Annotated in this window: 25 protein-coding genes and 1 pseudogene; 17 read left to right on the plus strand and 9 right to left on the minus strand. The window is 62.4% G+C overall.

The features are described from left to right. Positions 1–59 precede the first annotated feature (59 nt). From NMG80_RS15210 to NMG80_RS15265, 12 genes are all read left to right on the plus strand, one after another. Positions 60–656, plus strand: a complete 597-nt coding sequence (locus NMG80_RS15210; RefSeq protein ID WP_254018850.1) for a L,D-transpeptidase — start codon at positions 60–62, stop codon at positions 654–656. A gap of 199 nt (positions 657–855) precedes the next feature. Next, positions 856–993: an ABC transporter gene (locus tag NMG80_RS15215; RefSeq protein WP_084646669.1), complete on the plus strand. Its 138-nt coding sequence runs from the start codon at positions 856–858 to the stop codon at positions 991–993. A gap of 140 nt (positions 994–1,133) precedes the next feature. After that, a complete protein-coding gene (locus NMG80_RS15220) occupies positions 1,134–1,718 on the plus strand; it encodes a hypothetical protein (RefSeq protein ID WP_254018851.1) in 585 nt (194 codons plus the stop codon). A 160-nt stretch (positions 1,719–1,878) separates the two neighbouring features. Then, a complete protein-coding gene (locus NMG80_RS15225) occupies positions 1,879–2,466 on the plus strand; it encodes a protein-S-isoprenylcysteine O-methyltransferase (protein WP_254018929.1) in 588 nt (195 codons plus the stop codon). Between the two features lie 10 nt (positions 2,467–2,476). Then, positions 2,477–3,256: a 2-oxo acid dehydrogenase subunit E2 gene (locus NMG80_RS15230; RefSeq protein WP_254018852.1), complete on the plus strand. Its 780-nt coding sequence runs from the start codon at positions 2,477–2,479 to the stop codon at positions 3,254–3,256. Then, the gene (locus tag NMG80_RS15235; RefSeq protein ID WP_254018853.1) at positions 3,253–4,143 is read left to right on the plus strand and encodes an SDR family NAD(P)-dependent oxidoreductase; all 891 of its coding nucleotides are present in this window, start codon (positions 3,253–3,255) and stop codon (positions 4,141–4,143) included. Before NMG80_RS15230 ends, NMG80_RS15235 begins: the two co-directional genes overlap by 4 nt. A 259-nt stretch (positions 4,144–4,402) precedes the next feature. Then, positions 4,403–5,587, plus strand: a complete 1,185-nt coding sequence (locus NMG80_RS15240) for a cell wall hydrolase (protein WP_254018854.1) — start codon at positions 4,403–4,405, stop codon at positions 5,585–5,587. Between the two features lie 242 nt (positions 5,588–5,829). Beyond that, a complete protein-coding gene (locus tag NMG80_RS15245; protein ID WP_023799399.1) occupies positions 5,830–6,228 on the plus strand; it encodes an AtpZ/AtpI family protein in 399 nt (132 codons plus the stop codon). Positions 6,229–6,298: 70 nt separating this feature from the next. Beyond that, the gene (locus NMG80_RS15250; RefSeq protein ID WP_077381387.1) at positions 6,299–7,057 is read left to right on the plus strand and encodes a F0F1 ATP synthase subunit A; all 759 of its coding nucleotides are present in this window, start codon (positions 6,299–6,301) and stop codon (positions 7,055–7,057) included. Between the two features lie 83 nt (positions 7,058–7,140). Next, a complete protein-coding gene (locus tag NMG80_RS15255) occupies positions 7,141–7,365 on the plus strand; it encodes a F0F1 ATP synthase subunit C (RefSeq protein WP_023799397.1) in 225 nt (74 codons plus the stop codon). Positions 7,366–7,442: 77 nt separating this feature from the next. Then, positions 7,443–8,042: a F0F1 ATP synthase subunit B gene (locus tag NMG80_RS15260; protein ID WP_254018855.1), complete on the plus strand. Its 600-nt coding sequence runs from the start codon at positions 7,443–7,445 to the stop codon at positions 8,040–8,042. A 10-nt stretch (positions 8,043–8,052) separates the two neighbouring features. Further along, positions 8,053–8,544: a F0F1 ATP synthase subunit B gene (locus NMG80_RS15265; protein ID WP_254018856.1), complete on the plus strand. Its 492-nt coding sequence runs from the start codon at positions 8,053–8,055 to the stop codon at positions 8,542–8,544. A 232-nt stretch (positions 8,545–8,776) separates the two neighbouring features. Here NMG80_RS15265 and rnhB read toward each other — a convergent pair whose 3' ends face one another. Beyond that, entirely contained in the window at positions 8,777–9,472 is a 696-nt protein-coding gene (gene rnhB, locus NMG80_RS15270; RefSeq protein ID WP_254018857.1) for a ribonuclease HII, read from the minus strand. A gap of 156 nt (positions 9,473–9,628) precedes the next feature. Next, on the minus strand, positions 9,629–10,783 hold the full coding sequence (locus NMG80_RS15275) for a PA0069 family radical SAM protein (RefSeq protein WP_027152303.1): 1,155 nt from the start codon (positions 10,781–10,783) through the stop codon (positions 9,629–9,631). Between the two features lie 151 nt (positions 10,784–10,934). Here NMG80_RS15275 and NMG80_RS15280 point away from each other — a divergent pair, with 151 nt between their 5' ends. Next, the gene (locus tag NMG80_RS15280; RefSeq protein ID WP_254018858.1) at positions 10,935–11,441 is read left to right on the plus strand and encodes a glycosyltransferase; all 507 of its coding nucleotides are present in this window, start codon (positions 10,935–10,937) and stop codon (positions 11,439–11,441) included. Positions 11,442–11,561: 120 nt separating this feature from the next. Here the strand turns inward: NMG80_RS15280 and NMG80_RS15285 are convergent. Further along, positions 11,562–11,803 (minus strand): annotated as a pseudogene (locus NMG80_RS15285) (type II toxin-antitoxin system Phd/YefM family antitoxin). Positions 11,804–12,139: 336 nt separating this feature from the next. Between NMG80_RS15285 and NMG80_RS15290 the strand changes: the two are divergent. The 3 genes from NMG80_RS15290 (at position 12,140) to NMG80_RS15300 (ending at position 15,324) form a co-directional block, all read left to right on the plus strand. Then, positions 12,140–13,075 (plus strand): cyclase family protein, encoded by a 936-nt coding sequence (locus tag NMG80_RS15290; protein WP_254018859.1) that lies wholly within the window; start codon positions 12,140–12,142, stop codon positions 13,073–13,075. A gap of 197 nt (positions 13,076–13,272) precedes the next feature. Next, complete coding sequence (locus NMG80_RS15295; RefSeq protein ID WP_436798621.1) at positions 13,273–14,097, plus strand: MBL fold metallo-hydrolase; 825 nt, start codon at positions 13,273–13,275, stop codon at positions 14,095–14,097. Positions 14,098–14,349: 252 nt separating this feature from the next. After that, the gene (locus tag NMG80_RS15300) at positions 14,350–15,324 is read left to right on the plus strand and encodes a phytanoyl-CoA dioxygenase family protein (protein ID WP_254018861.1); all 975 of its coding nucleotides are present in this window, start codon (positions 14,350–14,352) and stop codon (positions 15,322–15,324) included. A 44-nt stretch (positions 15,325–15,368) separates the two neighbouring features. On the opposite strand, the gene moaB is transcribed toward NMG80_RS15300, so the two are convergent. The 6 genes from moaB to NMG80_RS15330 form a co-directional block, all read right to left on the minus strand. Further along, positions 15,369–15,926, minus strand: a complete 558-nt coding sequence (moaB, locus tag NMG80_RS15305) for a molybdenum cofactor biosynthesis protein B (protein ID WP_254018862.1) — start codon at positions 15,924–15,926, stop codon at positions 15,369–15,371. Beyond that, positions 15,913–16,827, minus strand: a complete 915-nt coding sequence (locus NMG80_RS15310) for a 4-(cytidine 5'-diphospho)-2-C-methyl-D-erythritol kinase (RefSeq protein WP_436798617.1) — start codon at positions 16,825–16,827, stop codon at positions 15,913–15,915. Before NMG80_RS15310 ends, moaB begins: the two co-directional genes overlap by 14 nt. A gap of 13 nt (positions 16,828–16,840) precedes the next feature. Beyond that, positions 16,841–17,026, minus strand: a complete 186-nt coding sequence (locus NMG80_RS15315; RefSeq protein WP_077381693.1) for a hypothetical protein — start codon at positions 17,024–17,026, stop codon at positions 16,841–16,843. Between the two features lie 81 nt (positions 17,027–17,107). Beyond that, positions 17,108–17,974, minus strand: a complete 867-nt coding sequence (locus NMG80_RS15320; RefSeq protein ID WP_254018864.1) for a S49 family peptidase — start codon at positions 17,972–17,974, stop codon at positions 17,108–17,110. 85 nt (positions 17,975–18,059) lie between these two features. Continuing rightward, a complete protein-coding gene (locus tag NMG80_RS15325) occupies positions 18,060–18,860 on the minus strand; it encodes a tRNA1(Val) (adenine(37)-N6)-methyltransferase (protein ID WP_254018865.1) in 801 nt (266 codons plus the stop codon). Next, the gene (locus NMG80_RS15330) at positions 18,860–19,084 is read right to left on the minus strand and encodes a putative signal transducing protein (protein ID WP_023799382.1); all 225 of its coding nucleotides are present in this window, start codon (positions 19,082–19,084) and stop codon (positions 18,860–18,862) included. Before NMG80_RS15330 ends, NMG80_RS15325 begins: the two co-directional genes overlap by 1 nt. A 163-nt stretch (positions 19,085–19,247) precedes the next feature. Here NMG80_RS15330 and NMG80_RS15335 point away from each other — a divergent pair, with 163 nt between their 5' ends. After that, positions 19,248–20,264, plus strand: coding sequence for a polyprenyl synthetase family protein (locus NMG80_RS15335; RefSeq protein WP_254018866.1), 1,017 nt, complete (start codon positions 19,248–19,250; stop codon positions 20,262–20,264). Positions 20,265–20,272: the final 8 nt, after the last annotated feature.

Genomic DNA, 20,272 nt, shown 5'->3' on the forward strand with positions numbered 1-20,272 from the left:
CCTTGCAATGGTAGAGACGAGGGCGGGCGGTAGATTGACCAGTTTCCTAGCAGGTAGAAATGGAAGAACACCACATTGCGCGCCGGGGGCTCGTGCTGGGTAGTCTGGCTCTGATGCTCTCCGGATGTACGTCGACGTTACGACAGGTGACGGAGCCGATTTCATCCGCGTTCGGACCAAGAAGTGGCCTCAGTCCTCGTTACCGACGGCAGCATGTGCGGTACTACGGAAACGAGCCGCCTGGAACGATCGTCGTCGATACTTCGCAACATTTTCTCTATGCCGTCGAGACCGACGGGTGGGCGACGCGCTATGGCGTCGGCGTCGGCGAGCAGGGACTTTCGTTCAAGGGTACAGCGACCATCGGCCGCAAGGCGGACTGGCCGTCGTGGACACCCACCGCCAATATGATGAGGCGCAAGCCGCGCTTGGTGCAGTATGCAGGAGGGGTCCCTGGCGGACCAAACAACCCGCTTGGTGCGCGTGCCCTTTATCTTTATCGCGACGGGCGCGACACTCACTTCCGGATACATGGAACCAACGAGCCATGGACGATAGGCACAGCGGTATCGAGCGGGTGCATCCGTTTGATCAATGACGACATCATTGACCTCTACGACCGTACTCCTTTGGGCACGACGGTGGTGGTTGTCTGATGGTGGGCAGGCCTAATCTCCGTTGGATGGTGAGCCCTGCCGGCACGTCACCGCAAAGCTGCCGCCTGCAACCGGGTGCCAACTGTGTCATTTCTGCACTAGGCGTTGGTGTAGATCGCAGCTAACTTGGTGGGGCTGCATATCTTTTTATTTGTGGCGATTCTATAGGCTGTTCCGCCCCTGGGGAAAGGATTGCTTGATGAGCAGGATGTTGATTGTAATGGTTGCTACCCTCGCCGTTACCAGCCTGAGCGGCTGCGCGAACGGGATCGGTAAAGGAAAGGGGAAGGCTCCTCCGCCGGAACCCGTTGCCGTAGAAGAGCCCGTGATTAAATAAGCACCGGCTTTCGGAGATTTGGGGAAGGGCCGCAGGCCCTTCCCCATCGATATTCAGGGGCCAAGGCCGGATTCGCAGCCTACGGCGGTTGGCGGGCGTAGGCTGACACCAGGTGTGCGGTCCTCGGAGTTCTGGATGAGATGACGCTTGTAAGTGGCCGTTCAACAATTGTGGCCCTGCTCGCGCTTGTCGCCGCGTCATGTCAGTCGCAGGACAACAAGCCCCAGCCAACTTTTGTGTCCAATGATCGGGCACTGAAGACCGCGGCGATGCCGGCGCGCGTGGCCCAACCGCATTTCATCGAGTTCCGCTCCCGATACGCCCTTACCTACGGCCATTCCTACGTGATTTTTGGACGATTGAACCAGGCCGGAGGGATGGTTAACCCCGAAGTCGCGGGGCTCGCTCCGAAGTCCGATGATCCCAATGTCTATGTTCTCGGCCATTTGGCGCCCGTTCCAGCCTCGACCGGGTGGACAGACGGCGACCTGGAAGATGCCTACCGGTCGGCAAGCTGGCGAGTTTTACTTACCGAAGCCGAATACAGGAAAGTCGTCGCGAGCATACGAAAGTTGCAGGCCAGTTCTCCGCTTTGGCACGCCTCGCTCTACAACTGCAACGCATTCGTAGCGGACATCGCCAGATCCATGGGGTATAAGACCCCCGGTACCTGGCTCAGGCCGCAACAATTCATAACCAAGCTTCGGGAGATGAACGGGGGTTGAATGCGATTGGCAAAACCCGCTTTCGCGTCTCATTTGCCCGGTCAAGTCCGAAAGGAACGCGCTCTGAATGTCTATCGGTCGACAATTCGGACGCTGACATCGTTGCGACGGTTTATCGTGGCCCCAGATCGAGAAAAGGCTCCGGTGACCTGAAGTGGCCATTTCTGTAGCTTCACTTGGCGAGATCATATGGGTGATCGGCCTCGTTGCTTGGTACGTGATCCGGTATCCCTTCGAGCGCCGGGCTAGGCGCGTGCGAATTGTCGCTGGCGGCCGCTCAAGTTCCGACACCGTCGGGCTTGCATCGGCTCTCCTTGGCATGGCGATCCTGCCTGGCTTCTATGTCGCCACCGGCATCCCCGCAGCGGCTGACCACCCGGCCAGCCTGTGGTCGGTGGCGCTCGGAACCATCATCTTCTGCTCCGCGCTGTGGATTTTTCGCATGTCCCACAAGGAACTTGGCCGTAACTGGTCGATTACGCTTGAGATTCGCGAACGGCATGAACTGGTCAGCGCCGGGCCGTACGCCTTGGTCCGTCACCCGATGTACACCTCGTTCCTGCTTATGGGGCTCGGCCAGCTCTTTCTGCTGCCGAACTGGGTTGCGGGCATATCCGGTTTGATTGGTTTCGCAGTGCTTTTCCTGCTGAGAGTGGATAAGGAAGAGCGTATGATGCTGGAGAATTTAGGCCCGCAATACCGTGCCTATATGGAAAGGACCAAGCGGATATTCCCTTATATTTATTAGAGGTCGTTTGATGCGAGGCCGAGCCCTCAAGCTTTCGGCGCCCCGGCGCCTTGTTGGCGATCTGATGAAGTTTTCGATCGGCGTGCCACGGGTCGCGGTGCAGCGTCAGATGAATCTCGGCCCACTCGTAAGGGCCAGGATGGCGCAGCAGACCAGGCCCTCGTGGACCGCGATCTTCCTGAAAGGATATGCGCTTCTCGCCCTGGAGATGCCGGAGCTGCGGCGCGCCTATGTCAAGTTGCCCTGGCCGCAGCTTTACGAGTATCCGGCAAGCGTGGCCTCGATTGCCCACGAGCGCGAATATGACGGCGAGCCGGCCGTTCTGCTGAGCTGCATCAAGTGCCCGGAGCGCTACTCAATCCCGCAATTGGAGGCATCCATCCACGCGGCTCGATCACGGCCGATCCTGGAGGTCCCGGAGTTCCGGCGTGCCTTGCGGATGGCAGGTGCGCCCGCGCCAGTCAGGTGGCTGCTTATGTGGCTAGGTTTGAACGTCGCCCGGCAAAGGGCAAATTACTTCGGCACCTTCCAACTGTCCGTCTATTCTGGTCTTGGCGCGGAATCACTCAACCCGCTAACACCATTGACCACGCTTCTAAACTACGGTCCGATCGGCAAAGACGGATCGGTGAATGTCCGCATCCACTACGATCATCGGGTCATGGATGGAGCGAACGTTGCACGAGCACTGGAGAGATTCGAAAAGATCCTGAACGGCACTGTCGCCAATGAAGTGATGCTGCTCGGTCAAAGTGTTGCCGCTCCTGCAAGACACAGGAACGCGACATGATTTCGCACAGTGAATTGCGGCCAGCCGTCGTGGTGATTGGCGGCTCTGGTGGAATTGGCCGGGCAATTGCGGGCGTCGCTGCACGGGAGCGCGGTGCGGTTGTGCTGGTGGCCCGCTCGCCCGAGGGTTTGGCCGCCGCGGCGTCTGAGGTTCGGGAGGCGGGTGGCGAGGCCTTCACGCTCGAGTTGGATCTCGTGGCAGGCGATGCGCCAACGCGCCTGGAGGGCTTTCTGTCCGCACACGGCCTGGTCTGTGATGTCCTGGTGAACAGCGCCGGCTATGGTTTGCGGGGCGCGGCGACGGCGCTGCCTGTTGACGGTCAACTCGGCATCATCGATCTCAACATACATTCGCTCACAGAATTGACCCTCCATTTTCTGCCGGGAATGGTGGCGCGGCGACGGGGCGGGGTGCTCAATCTCAGTTCCGTGGCCGGGTTCGTTCCCGGACCTTACATGGCTCTGTACTTCGCCAGCAAAGGTTTCGTGCGCTTCTTCTCACAGGCGCTTCACCAGGAGGTGCGCCGAACCGGTGTGACGGTCACATGCGTGGCGCCAGGCCCGGTGTCGACGGAGTTTCTCGCAAGGTCAGGCGCCAGTCAGACGGCGCTCTTCAGCTTCTTGCCCAAGGTGGATGCGGAGTATGTGGCCGAACGTGCGTGGCGAGGGTTCAAATCCGGTCGTCGACTCGTCGTGCCGGGAATCTCGGCCAAGTTGGCGGCCCTTGCGGCGACGCTCCTGCCTTCCGCAGCAATGCTCCCCCTGGTCGGCCGGCTGCAACGCAGCGGCAATGATCAATGTCCTTGCGGTTCTGGTATGAAGTTCAAGAAATGCTGCGGTACCCGCCAGATCCAGCTGCGCCGGGGCCCTCGCGGAATTATCCCCTGAGCGGACCAGCACGCCACCGAAAAACCTCATTGAAGCAAGAGACCGCTCGCCGATGACGGGCGGTTAAGCATGTTTGTGGCATAGAGGAGGCTCCTCCATCTCTGAACAGCGCTCTGCGGAGTGGTTATTGGAACCGTTGGAGCCGTTTCCAACAAAGCCCTTGAAATGATTGGCGCCGTCGAACTCCGTTAACGCCCCATCAAGGTTAATGCATCATCGTGCCTCTCCAGTGGGGTCCGTTGCGTTTCTGGAGAGTTCCGTGCATCGACGTGTTTTGAAGCGGCTTGCCGCTTTCGCCGGTGAGAAAAGACGTTCGTTTCTGTCTCCTCTGGTCATTGGACTTGGCATCTGGGTCGGCTTTCCCAATGTCATTGCCTACCAGGACATGACGAGCCTGGTTTCCGGTCTCAAGGCGCCGAACGCCCGCTGGAACGCGTATGTCGAGAAATCCGTCGCCGGCTCGGTCCATGCCGCCGAAATGCCTTTCCTCGATTCCGACACCACCGGCTCGATCTCGGGTTCTGGCGTCCGCTTGCCCGGCATCGGCGCCGTGTCCTTTCGCGGCAAGGGCAGCGTGGCCAGCACGACGCCCGACGAGGACCGCATCATGCGCGCCGACAAGAAGGGCCGCATCATCATCGTCTCGCCGGTCGCGCCGCCGAAGAACTTCAATGCCGGCTCGGTGTTTGAGCGCACCTCCTCGCTGATTCGCCCGAGCATGGACAGCGGGCTGAAAATGGCTTTCGCCAAGCCCGAGATCAAAGGCAAGGAGATCCAGATCGCCGCCGCGTTTCATAGGCGCGTCGACAAGATGCCGGATCCTGGCGTGCCGGCCATGCTGGCCGCCCTAGTCAACAATGATCGCCCCGACGTCCTGGCGACCGCCTACGCAGCGGCCGCGCCTGACTATGCCCAGGCTTCGCCCTTCGAGGCCTTGCTTCAGGACGAGAAGCCGAACGATGGCCGTTTCATTCCGCCGGTGGCCAAGGGCGATCATTCGTGGATGCAAACTCCGCTGCCGGCGAGCGTCTTCTCCAAAGCGGAACAGACTTGCCTCGCCAACGGCATCTATTTCGAGGCGCGCGGGGAATCGCTGCGCGGCCAGGCCGCCGTCGCCCAGGTCATCCTCAATCGCGTTCGCAATCCGGCCTATCCGAACTCGATCTGCGGCGTCGTCTATCAGAATGACAAGTGGTTCAACCGTTGCCAGTTTTCCTTCGCCTGCGACGGCAGGAAGAAGCGCATCCAGAGTCCCGCCCACTACAAGACCGCGCAGGACATCGCCATGGCGGTCACTGCCGGCAAGATCTTCATCCCGGAAGTCGGATCGTCGACCCATTATTACGCCAACTACGTCAACCCCGGTTGGGCGCGGACGATGAAAAAAATGACCAGGATCGGCCTGCACATCTTCTATCGCACCTATGGCGGCGGCTGGAGCTGAGCGCTCCGGCAAGGCCCCGGCCGCGGCCGATCGAAGACCCGTCGCCGGAGGGATTCGGTCGCGGCACGCCAGCGGCGGTAGCGGGCACGATGTCGCACCCTGGCAAGCTATTGATTTTCATAGAAAAAATACTTAAGGCTGAAGTCCCGCCCGTGGCTTGACGGGCGCGGACCCTCTAACTATGTTGCCGGCGACTTAAGAGCGGACGGACGGTGACGATCTGACCGGGCAAGGGGGTTGCGATGGCCGACAAGAATGGGCCAGACGGAACCGGAGAAACCGGCCGCGGCAAACAGCGTCAAGCCGATATCCGCGACGACGATCTTGAGCGCCGCCGGCGCGACCTTGAAGCATCGCTTGCGACAAGGCGGCCGGACCGGCTCGAGGGGAAAGACGACGCGAAAGCGGGCAGTGCGGCCGGATATGGCCAGGCGCTCAAGCTATCCAGCGAGTTCATCGCCGGGATAGTGGTTGGTGCTGGTCTTGGCTGGATCATCGACCGTGTGGCGGGGACATCGCCATGGGGTCTGATCGTTTTTTTGCTGCTCGGTTTCGGCGCCGGCGTGCTCAATGTCCTGCGCTCCGCGGGACTTATGGCGGAATTCGGACAGGGCGACAAAGCCCGCGATCCGAAAGAATGACTTGAGGCGCCGCTTGCCGGCGCAGTGAACAGGACACTAAAGCCGCGTGCGGCTTTGATGGGGAGTTAAAGTGGCTGCTGACAAGGTCGATCCGATCCACCAGTTCCATATCAACAAGCTGATTCCGATCGAGATCGGCGGCTACGACCTGTCGTTCACCAATTCGGCGCTGTTCATGGTCGCGACCGTCGCCGTTGCGTCGGCGTTTCTCTATCTCAGCACCTCGAGCCGCAGCCTTGTTCCCAGCCGTCTTCAGTCGGTCTCGGAAATGGCCTACGAATTCGTCGGCAACATGCTGAGGGACGCAGCCGGAACCCAAGGCATGAAGTTCTTCCCCTTGGTATTTTCGCTGTTCATGTTCGTGCTCGTTGCCAATCTGCTCGGTCTTTTTCCATATTTCTTCACCGTCACAAGCCATATCATCGTCACCTTCGGCCTTGCCGCGCTGGTGATCGGAACCGTCGTCGTCTACGGCTTCATGAAGCATGGCCTTGGTTTCCTGAAACTGTTCGTGCCGCATGGCGTGCCGGTTTACCTGCTGCCGCTGGTGGTGCTGATCGAGGTGATTTCCTTCGTTTCGCGCCCGGTCAGCCTCTCGGTTCGCCTGTTCGCCAACATGCTGGCCGGCCACATCACGCTGAAGGTGTTCTCGGGCTTCGTGGTGAGCTTGAGCGCGCTTGGCACGCTCGGCATTGCCGGATCGGTCCTGCCGCTGGCGATGGCCGTGGCACTGACGGCGCTGGAACTGCTGGTCGCCTTCCTGCAGGCCTACGTCTTTGCCGTGCTGACCTGCATGTATCTGAACGACGCCCTGCATCCCGGGCACTGACCCAGTTGACCCAAGAGTTTTCCGGCCCTGCTGCCGGGATAGAAATCGCAACGGAATTTTTTAGATCCAAAGGAGTTGAACACATGGAAGCAGAAGCAGCAAAGTTCATCGGCGCCGGCATCGCATGCCTCGGCATGGGTGGCGCCGGTATTGGCCTTGGCAACATCTTCGGCAGCTATCTGGCGGGCGCATTGCGTAATCCGTCGGCCGCGGATGGCCAGTTCGGCCGCCTGATCTTCGGCTTCGCCGTGACTGAAGCGCTGGGCATCTTCTCCCTGCTCATCGCGCTTTTGGCCCTGTTCGGCTGAGCCCCTGTTCGGCTAACATTGGGAATTGGAAGGGCCGGCCACAAATCGGCGGCAGGCCTGACATCAGGGGATAGTCCATGTTCGTGACATCTGCCTTTGCGCAAGAGTCCGCGCCCGCTGTCGAAGGCGGCCATACCGGCACGGAAGGCGATACGCATTCCGGCACCGGTGTGCCTGCCGAGGCGCACGGCGTGTTCCCGCCATTCGATCCGGCGACATTCCCGTCGCAGCTTCTGTGGCTGGCGATCACCTTCGGGCTGTTCTACCTGTTCCTGAAGAAGGTGGTGATGCCGCGTGTTGGCGGCATCATCGATGTCCGCAACGATCGCATCACCCAGGATCTTGACCACGCCGCCAGGCTGAAGGGCGAGGCCGATGCCGCCGTTGCCGCCTATGAGCAGGAACTGGCGGAGGCCAAGACCAAAGCCAATGCGATCGGCCAGCAGGCCAACGATGCCGCCAAGGCGGAAGCCGAAGCCGCCCGCAAGAAGGTCGAGGCAGCGCTTGACCAGAAGCTTGGCGAAGCCGAGGCTCGCATTTCGGCCATCAAGGCCAATGCCATGAAGGAAGTCGGCACGATCGCCGAGGACACGGCTTCGGCAATCGTCGAGGCGCTTGTCGGCGGCAAGGCCAGCAAGGCCGAGATCGCGGCAGCCGTCAAATCCGTGGCCCGGTGAGGAGCGCATCATGGACGCCACATCACTCGCGACGCTTTGGGCTACCGTTGCCCTCGTCATTTTTCTGGCCATTGCCGTCTACGTCAAGGTGCCTAAGCTGATCGCCAAGGCGCTCGACGCCCGCGCCGACAAGATCAGCAACGAGCTTGAAGAAGCGCGCCGGCTGCGCGAGGAGGCCCAGCAACTGCTCGGTCAATACCAGCGCAAGCGCAAGGAAGCCGAGCAGGAGGCCGCCGACATCATCGCCGCCGCCAAGCGCGAGGCCGACATGCTGGCTGCCGAGGCACACAAGAAGACCGAGGACTATGTCGCCCGGCGCACCGCGCTTGCCGAACAGAAGATCGGTCAGGCAGAGCGCGAGGCAATCGGCGAAGTGCGCGCCAGTGCCGTCGATATCGCCGTCGAAGCCGCCCGCACGCTGCTCGCCGCCAAGATTGACGCCAAGGCGGGCGCCGACCTGTTCCAGGCCTCGCTTCAGGACGTCAAGTCCAGGCTGAATTAAGCGGAGAGAATCTCCCCCCTTGAGGGGGAGATGTCGCCGAAGGCGACAGAGGAGGTCGCCTCGGCGTCGCGACCCCTTATCGGACAATACGTCGAATGAAAGAGGAGGTTGGCGCTTCACGCGCGGCAACACCCTCTGGCCTGCCGGCCATCTCCCCCTCAAGGGGGGAGATTAGCTCATCGCCGCTTTCGCCAATCTCCACCACCCGGCACGAGGATCGACGGCGCTCGCCTCAATCCAGACCGGAAAAACACTCTTCGTCCGGCACCTCGGTGCCGCCGAGCCGGAACGGTGCGAAGGACGCGCGGTGCAGCCGCGCCACCGGTCCATGCACCTCGATCGCCGTGCGGTGGCGGACCGTGGCGTAGCCCATATGGAGCTCGAAACCGTAATGCGAGTGATGGTTGCCGCAGCCGCACATCATCCGGTCGCGCATCACCTTGGCGACGATCGAGGCGGCGGCGATCGACTGCGAGCGCTGGTCGCCCTTGATCAGCGCTCTGCCTTCGCATGGCAGTCCGGGCGGCACGTCGCGGCCGTCGGCCAGGGCCAGCTTTGGCTGCACCGAGAGCCCGACCAAAGCGCGGCGCATCGCCTCGAGGCTGGCCTTGAGAATATTGCTGCCATCGATGCCTTCCGCGCTGACCGAGGCCATCGACACGGCAAGAGCGGAGCCTAGGATTTTCAGGAACAGCGCCTCGCGCTGCAGGTGGCTGAGGCGCTTGGAATCGTCCAGGCCGTCTGGAATGTTGGCGGGATCGAGCACTACCGCTGCCGCGACGACCGGCCCGGCGAGCGGCCCGCGCCCGGCCTCGTCCATTCCCGCCACTGGCCACAGGCCTTCGGCCATCGCCTTCGTCTCGAAGGAGAAATCGGGTCTCTCGACGATTTCGAAGAGAAGCGGAGAATCAGAACGCGCGCGAGCCATGTTGCGGCGAGGTTCGCATCGGCTCCGATTCTCCGCAAGCCCCTCCGGGTCGAGTGAGGCACCGGACCCGGAGGGCACCGTCTGCAAGCCAGGGGACAGGACAGGCTGGACGGGATTTTTTTCGCCTGCCGCCGGCAGCGGCGGCAGACGATATCTTCAAAGCAGCATAAGTTGCTCGGTTGCCTTGGCCGCGGCGACGAACTGGTCGGTCCTGAGCGACCGCCGCTCGGCGTTAAGGCCAAGCCGTTTGGCGGCGATCTCGAAGCGCCGGCCGATCTGCCAGGCATAAGGGCCGGAGCCTTTCATGCGCTTGCCCCATTCCGAATCGTAATCCTTGCCGTCGCGCATCGAGCGGATCAGCGACATGACGTGGCGGTAGCGGTCCGGATAATGGCGCAGCAGCCAATCCTTGAAGATCGGCGCGACCTCCAGCGGCAGGCGCAGCAGGACGTAGCCGGCCTCGCGCGCTCCTGCCGCACGTGCCGAATCGAGGATGCGTTCCATCTCCTGATCGGTCAGCCCGGGGATGATAGGAGCGACCATCACCGAAGCCGGAATGCCGGCATCCGAAAGCTGCCTGATCGCCTCCAGCCGCTTGGTCGGCGTCGACGCGCGCGGCTCCATCGTTCTGGCCAGCATACGGTCGAGCGTCGTCACCGACAGCGCTACCTTGGCCAGCCCGCGTTCGGCCATGCGCGACAGAATGTCGATGTCGCGCGTCACCAGCGCGGATTTGGTGACGATGCCGACCGGGTGGCCGCGCGCCTCCAGAACTTCGAGGATCTCGCGCATGATCCGGTACTGCTTCTCGATCGGCTGATAGGGATCGGTGTTGGTGCCGATGGCGATGGTGCGTGGCTGGTAGCCGTCCTTCGACAGTTCCTTGTCGAGCAGCCGCGCCGCATCCGGCTTGGCGAACAGCTTCGATTCGAAATCCAGTCCCGGCGAAAGACCCATGAAGCTGTGCGTTGGCCGCGCGAAGCAATAGACGCAGCCATGTTCGCAGCCGCGATACGGGTTAATCGAACGGTCGAAGGAAATGTCGGGCGATTCGTTGCGGGTGACGATGGTGCGCGGCTTCTCGACCTGCACCTCGGTCTTGAACGGCGGCAGCTCCTCAAGCGAATTCCACCCATCGTCGAACACATGCCGGCTGACCGGTTCGAACCGGCCGGATGGGTTGATGCCGGCGGACCGGCCGCGATTGCGCTCCGGACGGATACGGACGCCGCTCTGCTCGATCATGGCATTGGCCATCTCGGCTCTTCCAGCCCCGAAGGCAGCAATGTCGGCACGTACGATCTGTTCCATTTTCGCCCTCTCCCAGGGACTGTCGGCTGGCTGTCGAATCGCTCTGTTCATGAAATTATTCCTATTTCGTTTAGTAGAACAAATCAAGAACATTTTTATAAGGTGATGCAAAAACTGGCGCTGCGCCCGGCTTTCCGCTATTCGGCTAACGATGCTCAGCGTTCTCATCCAGACCCTGAATGACGAGGAAAGACTTGCCCGCACGCTCGCCTCGCTGATCGGCGGCGCGGTCGAGGGCGTGGTGCGCGATGTCATCGTCTGCGACACCGGCTCGACCGACCAGACGCACCGCGTTGCCGAACATGCCGGCTGCCTTTATGTGGCGAGCGGCGGCATTGCTGCCGGCATCCGGCAGGCCAAGGGCGACTGGCTGCTGCTGCTGGAGCCGGGCGCGCGGCTGGCGGAGGGCTGGATCGACGAGGTCGCCGCTCATACGGCCAGGCAAACCATGCCGGCGCGATTCTCGCGGGCGCGCGGTAGCCGCGTGCCGTTCCTGTCGCGGGTGTTTTCGGGAAACCGGGCACTGGCCGAAGGGCTGGTGATCAGCAAGCGTCAGGCCGCGGCCTTGTCGAAAAGCGCCCGCAGCGCCGAGGCCATCGCCCGCGGCCTTGCGGCCAAGAGGCTCGACGCCGAGATCTGGGTCGCGCCGGCGAAGTGAGGGTCGTCTCTTTGCCGGTAAGCGGGCGAGGGAAGGTCGCGTCCTTTGCCGCGAGCCGCCTCACTGTGCTCCTCCAAAGTAGCCATGCGGCCGCAACGGATGCATCAAGGACGGAAATAATCAGTAGCGATGGCTGTCATGCTTCCGGGCCACGATCTCCTCGGTCGTGACGGCCCTGGCCCTGGCCCGGGCGGCGCGGACTTCTTCGATCAGGGAGCCCAGGACGTTGGTTTTGGGATGCGGCTCAGTTTCGCGATCGGATCGTTGCCGCGCGAAATGATGACTTCTTCGCCGGCTTCGACCTTGGCCAGCAGATTTGACGGGTGTGTCTTGGCCTCTCCGACCTTGACGGTGATGGTCATGATTCTCTCCTGAGGTCGCTCGAGCGCCGTCGTCGAGCGGCGTGTGGATACAACGGCAATCGGGAATTTTAGACGAAGGTAGCGCGATTTTTCCGTGTTGGCCAAGGCTTGATCTTATCACTTAGATAGGACGTAATTGTCACAATCGGCATTGGCGCAGTGCATTTATCCGGAGTGCCTGAAGCAATTGAATGTGCCGATGGGCTCTGCATACGATCGCGGTTTAGGCAGCCCCCGCGGAATCCGTATTGACGCGACACTCCTAGGCAGAATGCATTTGCTTGTCGTCGTGCGGGAAACTCGCGATACTCGGCGATATTTTCGGGGAGATTGCAGATGAATGTTTCTGAATTCGTTCGTATCGCCTTGCTGGCAACCGCTTGGTCAGTGCCGACGATCGCGGTGGCGCAAGAAGCGTCGCTTTGGTCGGTTTATGAGAACACGCTCAAATCGGCCAAGTACATCGATCTGACCCATGCCTTCGAGCCGGTGCAGCCCGTGTGGCCGGGGTTTGCCAACGCCAGGTTCAAACCGGCTGTCGCAGGGAAGGATATCGAGGGCTACGTCAAGGCCGGCGAAGAGTTCACCTACGATAAGCATGGGTTCGTTGCGAGCGCCTACGAGCTGACGACGGACCAGTATGGCACGCAGCTCGATCCGCCCTCCCACTGGAACCCGCTCGGCGCAACGATCAGCGACCTGCCGGCCACCTATGCCGTGCGGCCGCTCGTCGTCATCGACGTCAGCGGCAAGGTGCAGGCTGACGAAGGCTATCACCTCCAGGTCGCCGACATCGAGGCGTGGGAAAAGCAGCACGGCCGCATACCGGAGGGTTCGGTCGTCTTCGTCCGCTCGGATTGGTACAAGAAATGGTCCGATGCCGCCCGCTTCAACCAAAAACCGTTTCCAGGCGTCGGTTTGGACGCACTGAAATTCCTGCATCTGGAGCGGAAGATTCTGTTTCATGGCCATGAGCCGCTCGACACCGACACCACGCCCAACCTCGAAGGCGAACATTGGCTGCTTCACAACGATTTCACGCAGGCAGAAGGCGTTGCAAATCTCGACAAGGTGCCAGAGGCCGGTGCGTTGGTCACAATCGGCTTCGCCAAGCCGCTCGGCGGGTCGGGCGGATATGCGCGTTACATCGCTATTGCACCCGCCGACTGGACCGAGGGCGTTTCGGTCACCGAAGCGCCTGGTGTGCCGCTTTCCCGGCAAGCCGCGCCGCTCAAGCGCGACGAGAACGGCGTCTTCCGTCCGACGCCCTGATCACTGGCGATGTCATCGGGGGCGGCCTGGGGTTAGGCGGGTCCCTTCCACGCGATTTTGTCGGCAAGCCGGGACAAGGTCCAGACGACCAGTCCCTCCGGCGCTCGCGAAAACGTGACTGTCCCGACGATAGCCACCACGATTGCTAGCGCTATCGTGGCAGGAGCGCGCCAATCCTGCCACGGGAGACAGCCTTGATCCGCCTGTCCGCCGCCGTTCTGCTGACTGTGGCTTTCTGGCCGTTCGCCGCTTCGGCCCAGGAAGAGCCGCCGCCGTCGAGATGCGTTGCGATCGCTGAAGCGCTGCCGTCGGCCACCTATGCCAGCTTCACAGCGCCAAAGGCGCAGACGTCTCGGCTGGCCCAGGCTTTCGTCGACGGTGACGTTACGATCACCTATGCCGGCCATTCGACCTATGTCATCGAGACACCCGCCGGCGTCAGGATCGCCACTGACTTTTCTGGCGTCTACGGCGCCGACCCGCTGCCGCGCGTGGTCACCATGAACAGGGCTCACAGCACCCATTATTCGGACCATGTCGATCCCGGCATCGAATATGTGCTGCGCGGCTGGAATCCGGACGGCGGTCCGGCGCGCCACGCCCTTGTCGTCGACGATGTCTATATCCGCAACGTGCCTACGGATATCCGCAATGGCGGCGATCTCGGCAAGGACGGCAATTCCATCTTCATTTTCGAAGTGGCGGGACTCTGCATCGGTCATCTCGGCCATCTGCACCACCGGCTGGAGGATGCGCATTACGGCGCCATCGGCCGGCTCGATATCCTTATGGTGCCTATCGACGGCGGCATGACGCTGTCGCTCGACCGGATGACCGAAATCACCGCGCGACTCTATTCCTCGATGATCCTGCCGATGCATCGCCATTCGACCCCGATCAGTGAGTTCACAGGCAGGATGGGCGACGATTTCGCGGTGGAATTCCTTTCCGGCCAGTCGCTGACGGTTTCGCTGAAGACGCTGCCAGACCGGCCGACGATCGTCATTCTCGACGGGGTTTGATCGCTTCATCTCGGGTTTCTCTGCCGTGCGCCGCCTTTTCGCTCGAAACACTCGCTGTTGCGAAACCACAGAACCTTAATGCTCCGTCAAGCTTGCCACAAAGTTTGCGACAGATCCTTTCATTGTGCATTGCACAAAACCTTACCGAGGATTACCATTCGTTTGATGCGGGCCGGAGCGAATGGTTCGGCTCACGCCGGCGCGGTGAGCGACCGACGCGTCGTCGATGCTGCCCTCGTACCTGAGAATCCTATGGCCCTTTCAAGTCCCGACAAATCCGGTGCTGCAAGCCTCGAGTCGATCGCTCGAAACGGTAGCCTGCTGCGCCGCGTTGCCGTGCGGATACCGACCTATCTGTCGGACCTTCGCGAGAATCCGGCATGGCTGCCGATGTTCATGCTGGCGCGCACCATGCCGGCGCGGCGGTTGCATTGGCGTGGCGCAAAACCGGTTCGACCGGCACAAAAAGCCGGGGAAACGATGTTCACCGGCGTCGATCGTGATGCGGTGGTCAGCGCTCTCCGCTCGGAGGGGCTCTTTTCCGGGCTTGCGCTGCCGTCGTCGGTCCACGGGGAGATCGCCAGCTTCGCCCAGCGCACGCCTTGCTTCGGCAATTTCGATCGTCGCCTGGAGTTCCTGCCGGCAAAGCACGCGGAGGCCGAAGAGCGCTTCGGCCGTCCCTTGCTCAGCGGCCATTTTTTCGAGCGGGTTCTCGACTGCAACGCCGCGCTTACCGTGCAGCGCGACCCGCTGCTTCTCGACATCGCAGCCCATTATCTCGGCAGCCAGGCGAAGCTGATCACCACGCGCGTCTGGTGGAGCTTTCCGACGAGCTCCGTCTCCGACGCCGAGAAGAACCTTGCGTCGCTTGGCAAATATCACTTCGATCTCGACGATTGGCGAATGCTGAAATTCTTCTTCTATATCAATCAGGTCGATGCCGAGACTGGTCCCCATGTCTATGTCCGCGGCAGCCACAACCGCCGCACCCTCAAGCACCAGTTGACGCTCCTCGTCGGCCATCCGGCGGAAGAGGTTCTGGACGTCTACGGCGCGCAGAGCCCGATTACGCTGACCGGGGAGGCGGGTTTGGGCTTCGTCGAGGATCCTTTCGGTTTCCACATGGGCACCGTGCCGACGCGCAAACCGCGGCTGATGATGGAGGTCGGCTTCGGCGTATCGCCGCCCTCGCGCCGGCGGTTCCACGGCGAGCCGGTTATTCGCTGATTTGGCGCTGATTCTGGTCCGAAACAGCCTTTTGAGAACCCGGTCTAACTTGTCTTGGTGCCGCCGCGCCGCAGATGCTCGTCCAGGCGCGGCATGATCTCGACGAAGTTGCAGGGCATGTGCCGGTAGTCGAGCTGCGGCTTCAAAATGCCGTCCCAGGCATCTTTGCAGGCGCCGGGCGAACCCGGCAGCACGAAGACGAAGGTCGCGTTGACGACGCCGCCGGTCGCCCGGCTCTGGATCGTCGACGTGCCGATCTTGTCGTAGGAAATGCGGTGGAACACTTCGGAAAAACCGTCCATTCGCTTTTCGAAGATCGGCTCCAGCGCCTCCGGCGTTACATCGCGGCCGGTAAAGCCGGTGCCGCCGGTGGTGATGACGACATCGATCGCTTCGTCCTTGGACCAGCCCAGAACCTTGTCGCGGATTTTCTCGCGGTCGTCGGTGACGATGTCGCGGGCGGCGAGACTATGGCCGGCCTCGACGATGCGGTCGGCCAGCGCCTGGCCGGATTTGTCGTCGGCAGGGCTGCGCGTATCGGAAACGGTCAGCACCGCGATGCGCACGGGAATGAAGGAACGGCTTTCGTCAATCCTGGCCATATGCGTCAGGCTCCGATGTCATGCTTCGCGTCGCGGCGACGAACCAGTCGGGATGGCGGCTGCGGATGTCGACGGCGGCGCGCTTGGCGACATTGCCGGTCTCGAACAGCCCAAAACAGGTCGCACCTGAACCCGACATTCGCGCGAACCCCGCTCCGGCCTTGTTGAGCACCGAAAGCGCCTTGCCGATGGCCGGTTGGATCACGCGCGCTGCGGGCTCGAGATCGTTGCGGGTGATCTCCAGCCAGTTGCGGATGCTGTGGAAGTCGAGGCCGCGCGGCAGCGGCGGCAGCCCGTCATTGTCGCGATCGGAAAGCGCATTGAACACATCGGCTGTGGCGATGGCGGTGCCGGGATTGACGAGAACCAGCCCGAGTGCGGGAAAGCCCGGCACGGCCGACAGTTCGTCACCGACGCCGCGCGCGATCAGCGGTTTGGCCATAAGACACATGGGAACGTCGGCGCCCAGCGAGAGGCCGACCCGCGCCAGGTCGGCATCGTCGAGGTCCAGTCTCCATGCCTCAGCCAGCCCGCGCAGCACCGTTGCGGCGTCGCTCGACCCGCCGCCGACGCCGGATGCAGCCGGCAGGTTCTTTTCGAGCCTGATTGCGACCGGAGGGGTATGCCGCGGACCAGCCTGTTTTCGCAGCGCATCGCGCGCTTTCACGACCAGGTTGCCGTCGTCGAGCGGGACCGCGGACGCGTATCGGCCGGAGACTGAGAACCCGTCGCTGTCGGCGAGTTCGACCTCGACCCTGTCGCCAAAGCGCGTGAACACCGCCAGGCTCTCAATCGTGTGATAGCCGTCGGCGCGCCTGCCGGTGACGTGCAGCGCGAGATTTATCTTGGCATGCGCATGCAATGCCCGGACCCTATTGCCGAAAGCCACTGTGTCAGTCACGAGGGGGATAATGTCAGTCCTTGGCCAAGCGGTATTCGCCGGTCTTCGGGTCCCTGACTAGCGTGCCCATTGTGCCGTTGGTAGCCTGCTTTTCGGTGCGCCGTATCTTGGCCGTCACGCGCTCGGCTTCCCTGACGAAGGAGCGATAGCCGAAATAGGCGAGCAGGCCGACTGCGATAAAGAAAATGATCTGTGGCATGTCAAACTCCTCCCTCGCAAGGCCGACTGCGGCGCCGGTCGGGCCGGTCAAGCTTTTAAGTTAAACGCTTTCGCCGGGTTTTCAAAGCCCGAAGCGCGCCCATAGTGCGCGCTCTTCCGCCGCATCGATCACGCCGCTTGCGGCAGCAGCGGCGATCTCGGGCGCCGAAAAGCCCCCTCTGCTTGAGCCGAACCAGCCGAATCGGCCGAACAGGCCGCGCGGCGCCGTGATCAGCTTGAGCTGGGTTTTTGGCCCGAAACGGGCCCTCAGCACGCTGCGCATATCGCCGAGCGCATCGACAAGGCCGAGTTCCAGCCCCTTCTTGCCTGTCCAGAACAGGCCGGTGAACAGGTCCGGGTCGTCCTTGAGCTTAGGCCCGCGCCGGTCCTTGACGAGGTCGATGAAGGTCTCGTGGACCTCGAGCTGCAGCGCCTTCAGCCGCTCAATATCTTCCTTCTTCTCTGGCCTGAACGGATCGAGCACCGCCTTGTTCTGGCCGGCCGTGTGGACGCGGCGCTCGACGCCGATCTTCTTCAACAATTCGGGAAAGCCGAACGAGGCCGACACAACGCCGATCGAACCGACGATAGACGACGGATCGGCAAAGATCTCGTCGCCGGCGACCGCGATCATGTAGCCGCCCGAGGCGGCCACGTCCTCGACGAAGACCAGAACCTTTTTGTTCTTCTCGGTCGCCAGGTCGCGAATGCGTCTGAAGATCAGCCGCGACTGCACCGGCGAGCCGCCCGGCGAATTGATCGAAATGGCGACCGCGGGCGCGTCGAAGGAAAATGCCTTCTCAATAGGGCCGGCGGTGGACGCCAGCGACAGGCTCGGCCGGAACGGGCCGCCGCCGGGCATGATGGTGCCATGCAGCCGGATGACGGGAATGGTGACGATGTCGGAGCGCCAGGATTTCGGCAGCAGGCGGTTGAGAAAGCGTTTCACGGGGTCTCCGGTCAAATTGGCTTGATGGCATGTAGGGATTCGCCGGCCAACGGCAATGCCGCCACGCCGGGCCGGCCAAAAAGGCTCAGTCGCCGAACAGCGAAGCCATCCCGTTGTTGATCATCTCGGTCCGCTCCGTGGGGCCGTCACCGGATTGCGCGTGCAGCATCAGCGGCGGGCGGATCGACAGTTTTCCGCGTGCGCCGAGGATTGCCCTGACGACGATGCGGATCGCCGCTGCCTCGGGGCGGGGGTGAACGGCCAGCAGCTCGGCGTCGCCGAAGCGGCCCGATATCGCATCGAGGATGGCGCCGAGCTGACCGGGCCTGGCAATCACGGCAAGAGCGCCGCGCGGCCTGACCACAGCAGCCGCGCTTCGGATCCAGCTGTCGAACAGCCCGTCCTCCATCACATGCGCCGCCTTCCTGAGCGGGTCGGGCGTGGCGCGATCCTCGGCGGCGTTGAAGGGCGGGTTCATGATGACGAAATCGAAGGAATTGTCGGCGAGCCCAGTGGCGGTTCGCGCCTGGCCCGACAGCGCGACGTCGGCGGCCAGAACCGAGGCGCGGTCGTTGAGATGCGCATTACCGGGGTGGGCAAGCGTCGTTGCGGCGAAGGCCGCCATTTCCGGAGACCGTTCGATGAGCACGGCCTCGGCATCAGGACAGCGCGACAGCACGGCCAGGCCTGCGGCGCCAGCACCCGCACCGAAATCGGCAAGGCGCCCGGCGAACGAGGACGGCACGGCAGCTGCCAGCATCATGGCGTCCATGCCGGCACGATGGCCTGCCTGTTTCGGCTGCACCAGCCAGAACCGCCCGCGATGGAAAGCATCGACCGTATGCGCCGGCGTGTCCTGGACAACGGTGGCGCGCGCCGCCGACATTACTTCTGGCGCATCTCGTTGGCGATGCCGGCATCTGTCAGGATGCGCCGCGCCGCATCGGCCTGGTCGGCTTCGACCATGATGCGCCTGGGCAGGATGCCGATCGAACCGTCGAGTACGCTCATGTTCTGGTCGGCGACGAAACAGCCGATGCCGGCATCGCGCATCAGCGATTCGACAAAGGAGATGATCACGGCGTCGTTGGTGCGGATAAGCTCTATCATCGGACGAAACTCGCAGGTTGTAGCGTCTATGTAAACGTGGGTGGCTTCCGTCGCCACCTCGACCGCGCCAAATCGCCACTTGCCGTGCCTGTGGGTAGCGCCCTAGAGTCTGCGGCGGTATCGGGGTGCCGTCGTGCGCGTGACATTAAGACGGGAGTTTGTCGTGGGTGTCGTTCTCAACATCGAAAACGGGAAGCGGGAAGCCGCCACCATTAAGGATCTCATCGACCTGACTTCGGCCGATATGGGGCGCGTCAACAAATTGATCTTGTCGAAGGCCGGTTCCGACGTCGAGATGATCCCGGAGATTGCCAACCACCTGATCTCTTCGGGTGGCAAGCGGCTGAGGCCGATGCTGACGCTCGCCTCAGCGCAGATGTTCGGCTATTCCGGCGAGGGCCATGTCAAGCTCGCCACATCAGTCGAGTTCATGCACACCGCCACGCTCCTCCACGACGATGTCGTCGACGAGAGCGGCATGCGGCGCGGCAAGAAGACCGCCCGCATGATCTGGGGCAACCAGGCGAGCGTGCTGGTCGGCGATTTCCTGCTTGGCCAGGCTTTCCGCATGATGGTCGATGTCGGTTCGCTGGAAGCGCTCGACATCCTGTCCAGCGCCGCCTCGGTCATTGCCGAGGGCGAGGTGATGCAGCTGGCCGCCGCCAAGAACCTCGAAACCACGGAGGATGAGCATTTCGCGGTGATCAAGGCCAAGACCGCTGCCCTGTTCTCGGCCGCCGCCGAGGTCGGTCCGGTCATCGCCCAGGCGACGCGAAACGATCGCGCGGCGCTGCGCTCCTATGGCATGAATCTCGGCCTTGCCTTCCAGCTGATCGACGATGCACTGGATTATGGCGGCACCAGCAACGATCTGGGCAAGAATGTCGGCGACGACTTTCGCGAAGGCAAGGTGACGCTGCCGGTGATTCTCGCCTACCGGCGCGGCACCAAGGCCGAACGCACCTTCTGGAAGCGCGCCATCGAGGACAATGTCACCGATGACGCCGGGCTGGAAAAGGCAATCGGATTGATGACCCGCCACGGCGCTATCGCCGACACCATCGGGCGCGCCGGCCATTTCGGCGAGATCGCCCGCGACGCGCTGGCGCCGCTCGAAGCGACGCCGCAGAAATCGGCGCTGCTCGACGTCATCGATTTCTGCATCAGCCGGGTGAACTGAAAGATATC

This window comes from Mesorhizobium escarrei (genome assembly GCF_935825525.1).
In the GTDB taxonomy this organism is placed as follows: domain Bacteria; phylum Pseudomonadota; class Alphaproteobacteria; order Rhizobiales; family Rhizobiaceae; genus Mesorhizobium; species Mesorhizobium escarrei.

What these genes read in the sequence shown, in the direction of transcription:
- NMG80_RS15215 (WP_084646669.1), top strand. Translation starts at nt 856, where the DNA reads ATGAGCAGGATGTTGATTGTAATGGTTGCTACCCTCGCCGTTACCAGC.
- NMG80_RS15220 (WP_254018851.1), top strand. Translation starts at nt 1,134, where the DNA reads ATGACGCTTGTAAGTGGCCGTTCAACAATTGTGGCCCTGCTCGCGCTT.
- NMG80_RS15315 (WP_077381693.1), bottom strand. Translation starts at nt 17,026, where the DNA reads ATGCCACAGATCATTTTCTTTATCGCAGTCGGCCTGCTCGCCTATTTC.
- NMG80_RS15290 (WP_254018859.1), top strand. Translation starts at nt 12,140, where the DNA reads ATGAATGTTTCTGAATTCGTTCGTATCGCCTTGCTGGCAACCGCTTGG.
- NMG80_RS15255 (WP_023799397.1), top strand. Translation starts at nt 7,141, where the DNA reads ATGGAAGCAGAAGCAGCAAAGTTCATCGGCGCCGGCATCGCATGCCTC.
- NMG80_RS15325 (WP_254018865.1), bottom strand. Translation starts at nt 18,860, where the DNA reads ATGTCGGCGGCGCGCGCCACCGTTGTCCAGGACACGCCGGCGCATACG.
- NMG80_RS15280 (WP_254018858.1), top strand. Translation starts at nt 10,935, where the DNA reads ATGCTCAGCGTTCTCATCCAGACCCTGAATGACGAGGAAAGACTTGCC.
- NMG80_RS15260 (WP_254018855.1), top strand. Translation starts at nt 7,443, where the DNA reads ATGTTCGTGACATCTGCCTTTGCGCAAGAGTCCGCGCCCGCTGTCGAA.
- NMG80_RS15330 (WP_023799382.1), bottom strand. Translation starts at nt 19,084, where the DNA reads ATGATAGAGCTTATCCGCACCAACGACGCCGTGATCATCTCCTTTGTC.
- rnhB (WP_254018857.1), bottom strand. Translation starts at nt 9,472, where the DNA reads ATGGCTCGCGCGCGTTCTGATTCTCCGCTTCTCTTCGAAATCGTCGAG.
- NMG80_RS15245 (WP_023799399.1), top strand. Translation starts at nt 5,830, where the DNA reads ATGGCCGACAAGAATGGGCCAGACGGAACCGGAGAAACCGGCCGCGGC.
- NMG80_RS15300 (WP_254018861.1), top strand. Translation starts at nt 14,350, where the DNA reads ATGGCCCTTTCAAGTCCCGACAAATCCGGTGCTGCAAGCCTCGAGTCG.
- NMG80_RS15230 (WP_254018852.1), top strand. Translation starts at nt 2,477, where the DNA reads ATGCGAGGCCGAGCCCTCAAGCTTTCGGCGCCCCGGCGCCTTGTTGGC.
- NMG80_RS15210 (WP_254018850.1), top strand. Translation starts at nt 60, where the DNA reads ATGGAAGAACACCACATTGCGCGCCGGGGGCTCGTGCTGGGTAGTCTG.
- NMG80_RS15235 (WP_254018853.1), top strand. Translation starts at nt 3,253, where the DNA reads ATGATTTCGCACAGTGAATTGCGGCCAGCCGTCGTGGTGATTGGCGGC.
- NMG80_RS15265 (WP_254018856.1), top strand. Translation starts at nt 8,053, where the DNA reads ATGGACGCCACATCACTCGCGACGCTTTGGGCTACCGTTGCCCTCGTC.
- NMG80_RS15275 (WP_027152303.1), bottom strand. Translation starts at nt 10,783, where the DNA reads ATGGAACAGATCGTACGTGCCGACATTGCTGCCTTCGGGGCTGGAAGA.
- moaB (WP_254018862.1), bottom strand. Translation starts at nt 15,926, where the DNA reads ATGGCCAGGATTGACGAAAGCCGTTCCTTCATTCCCGTGCGCATCGCG.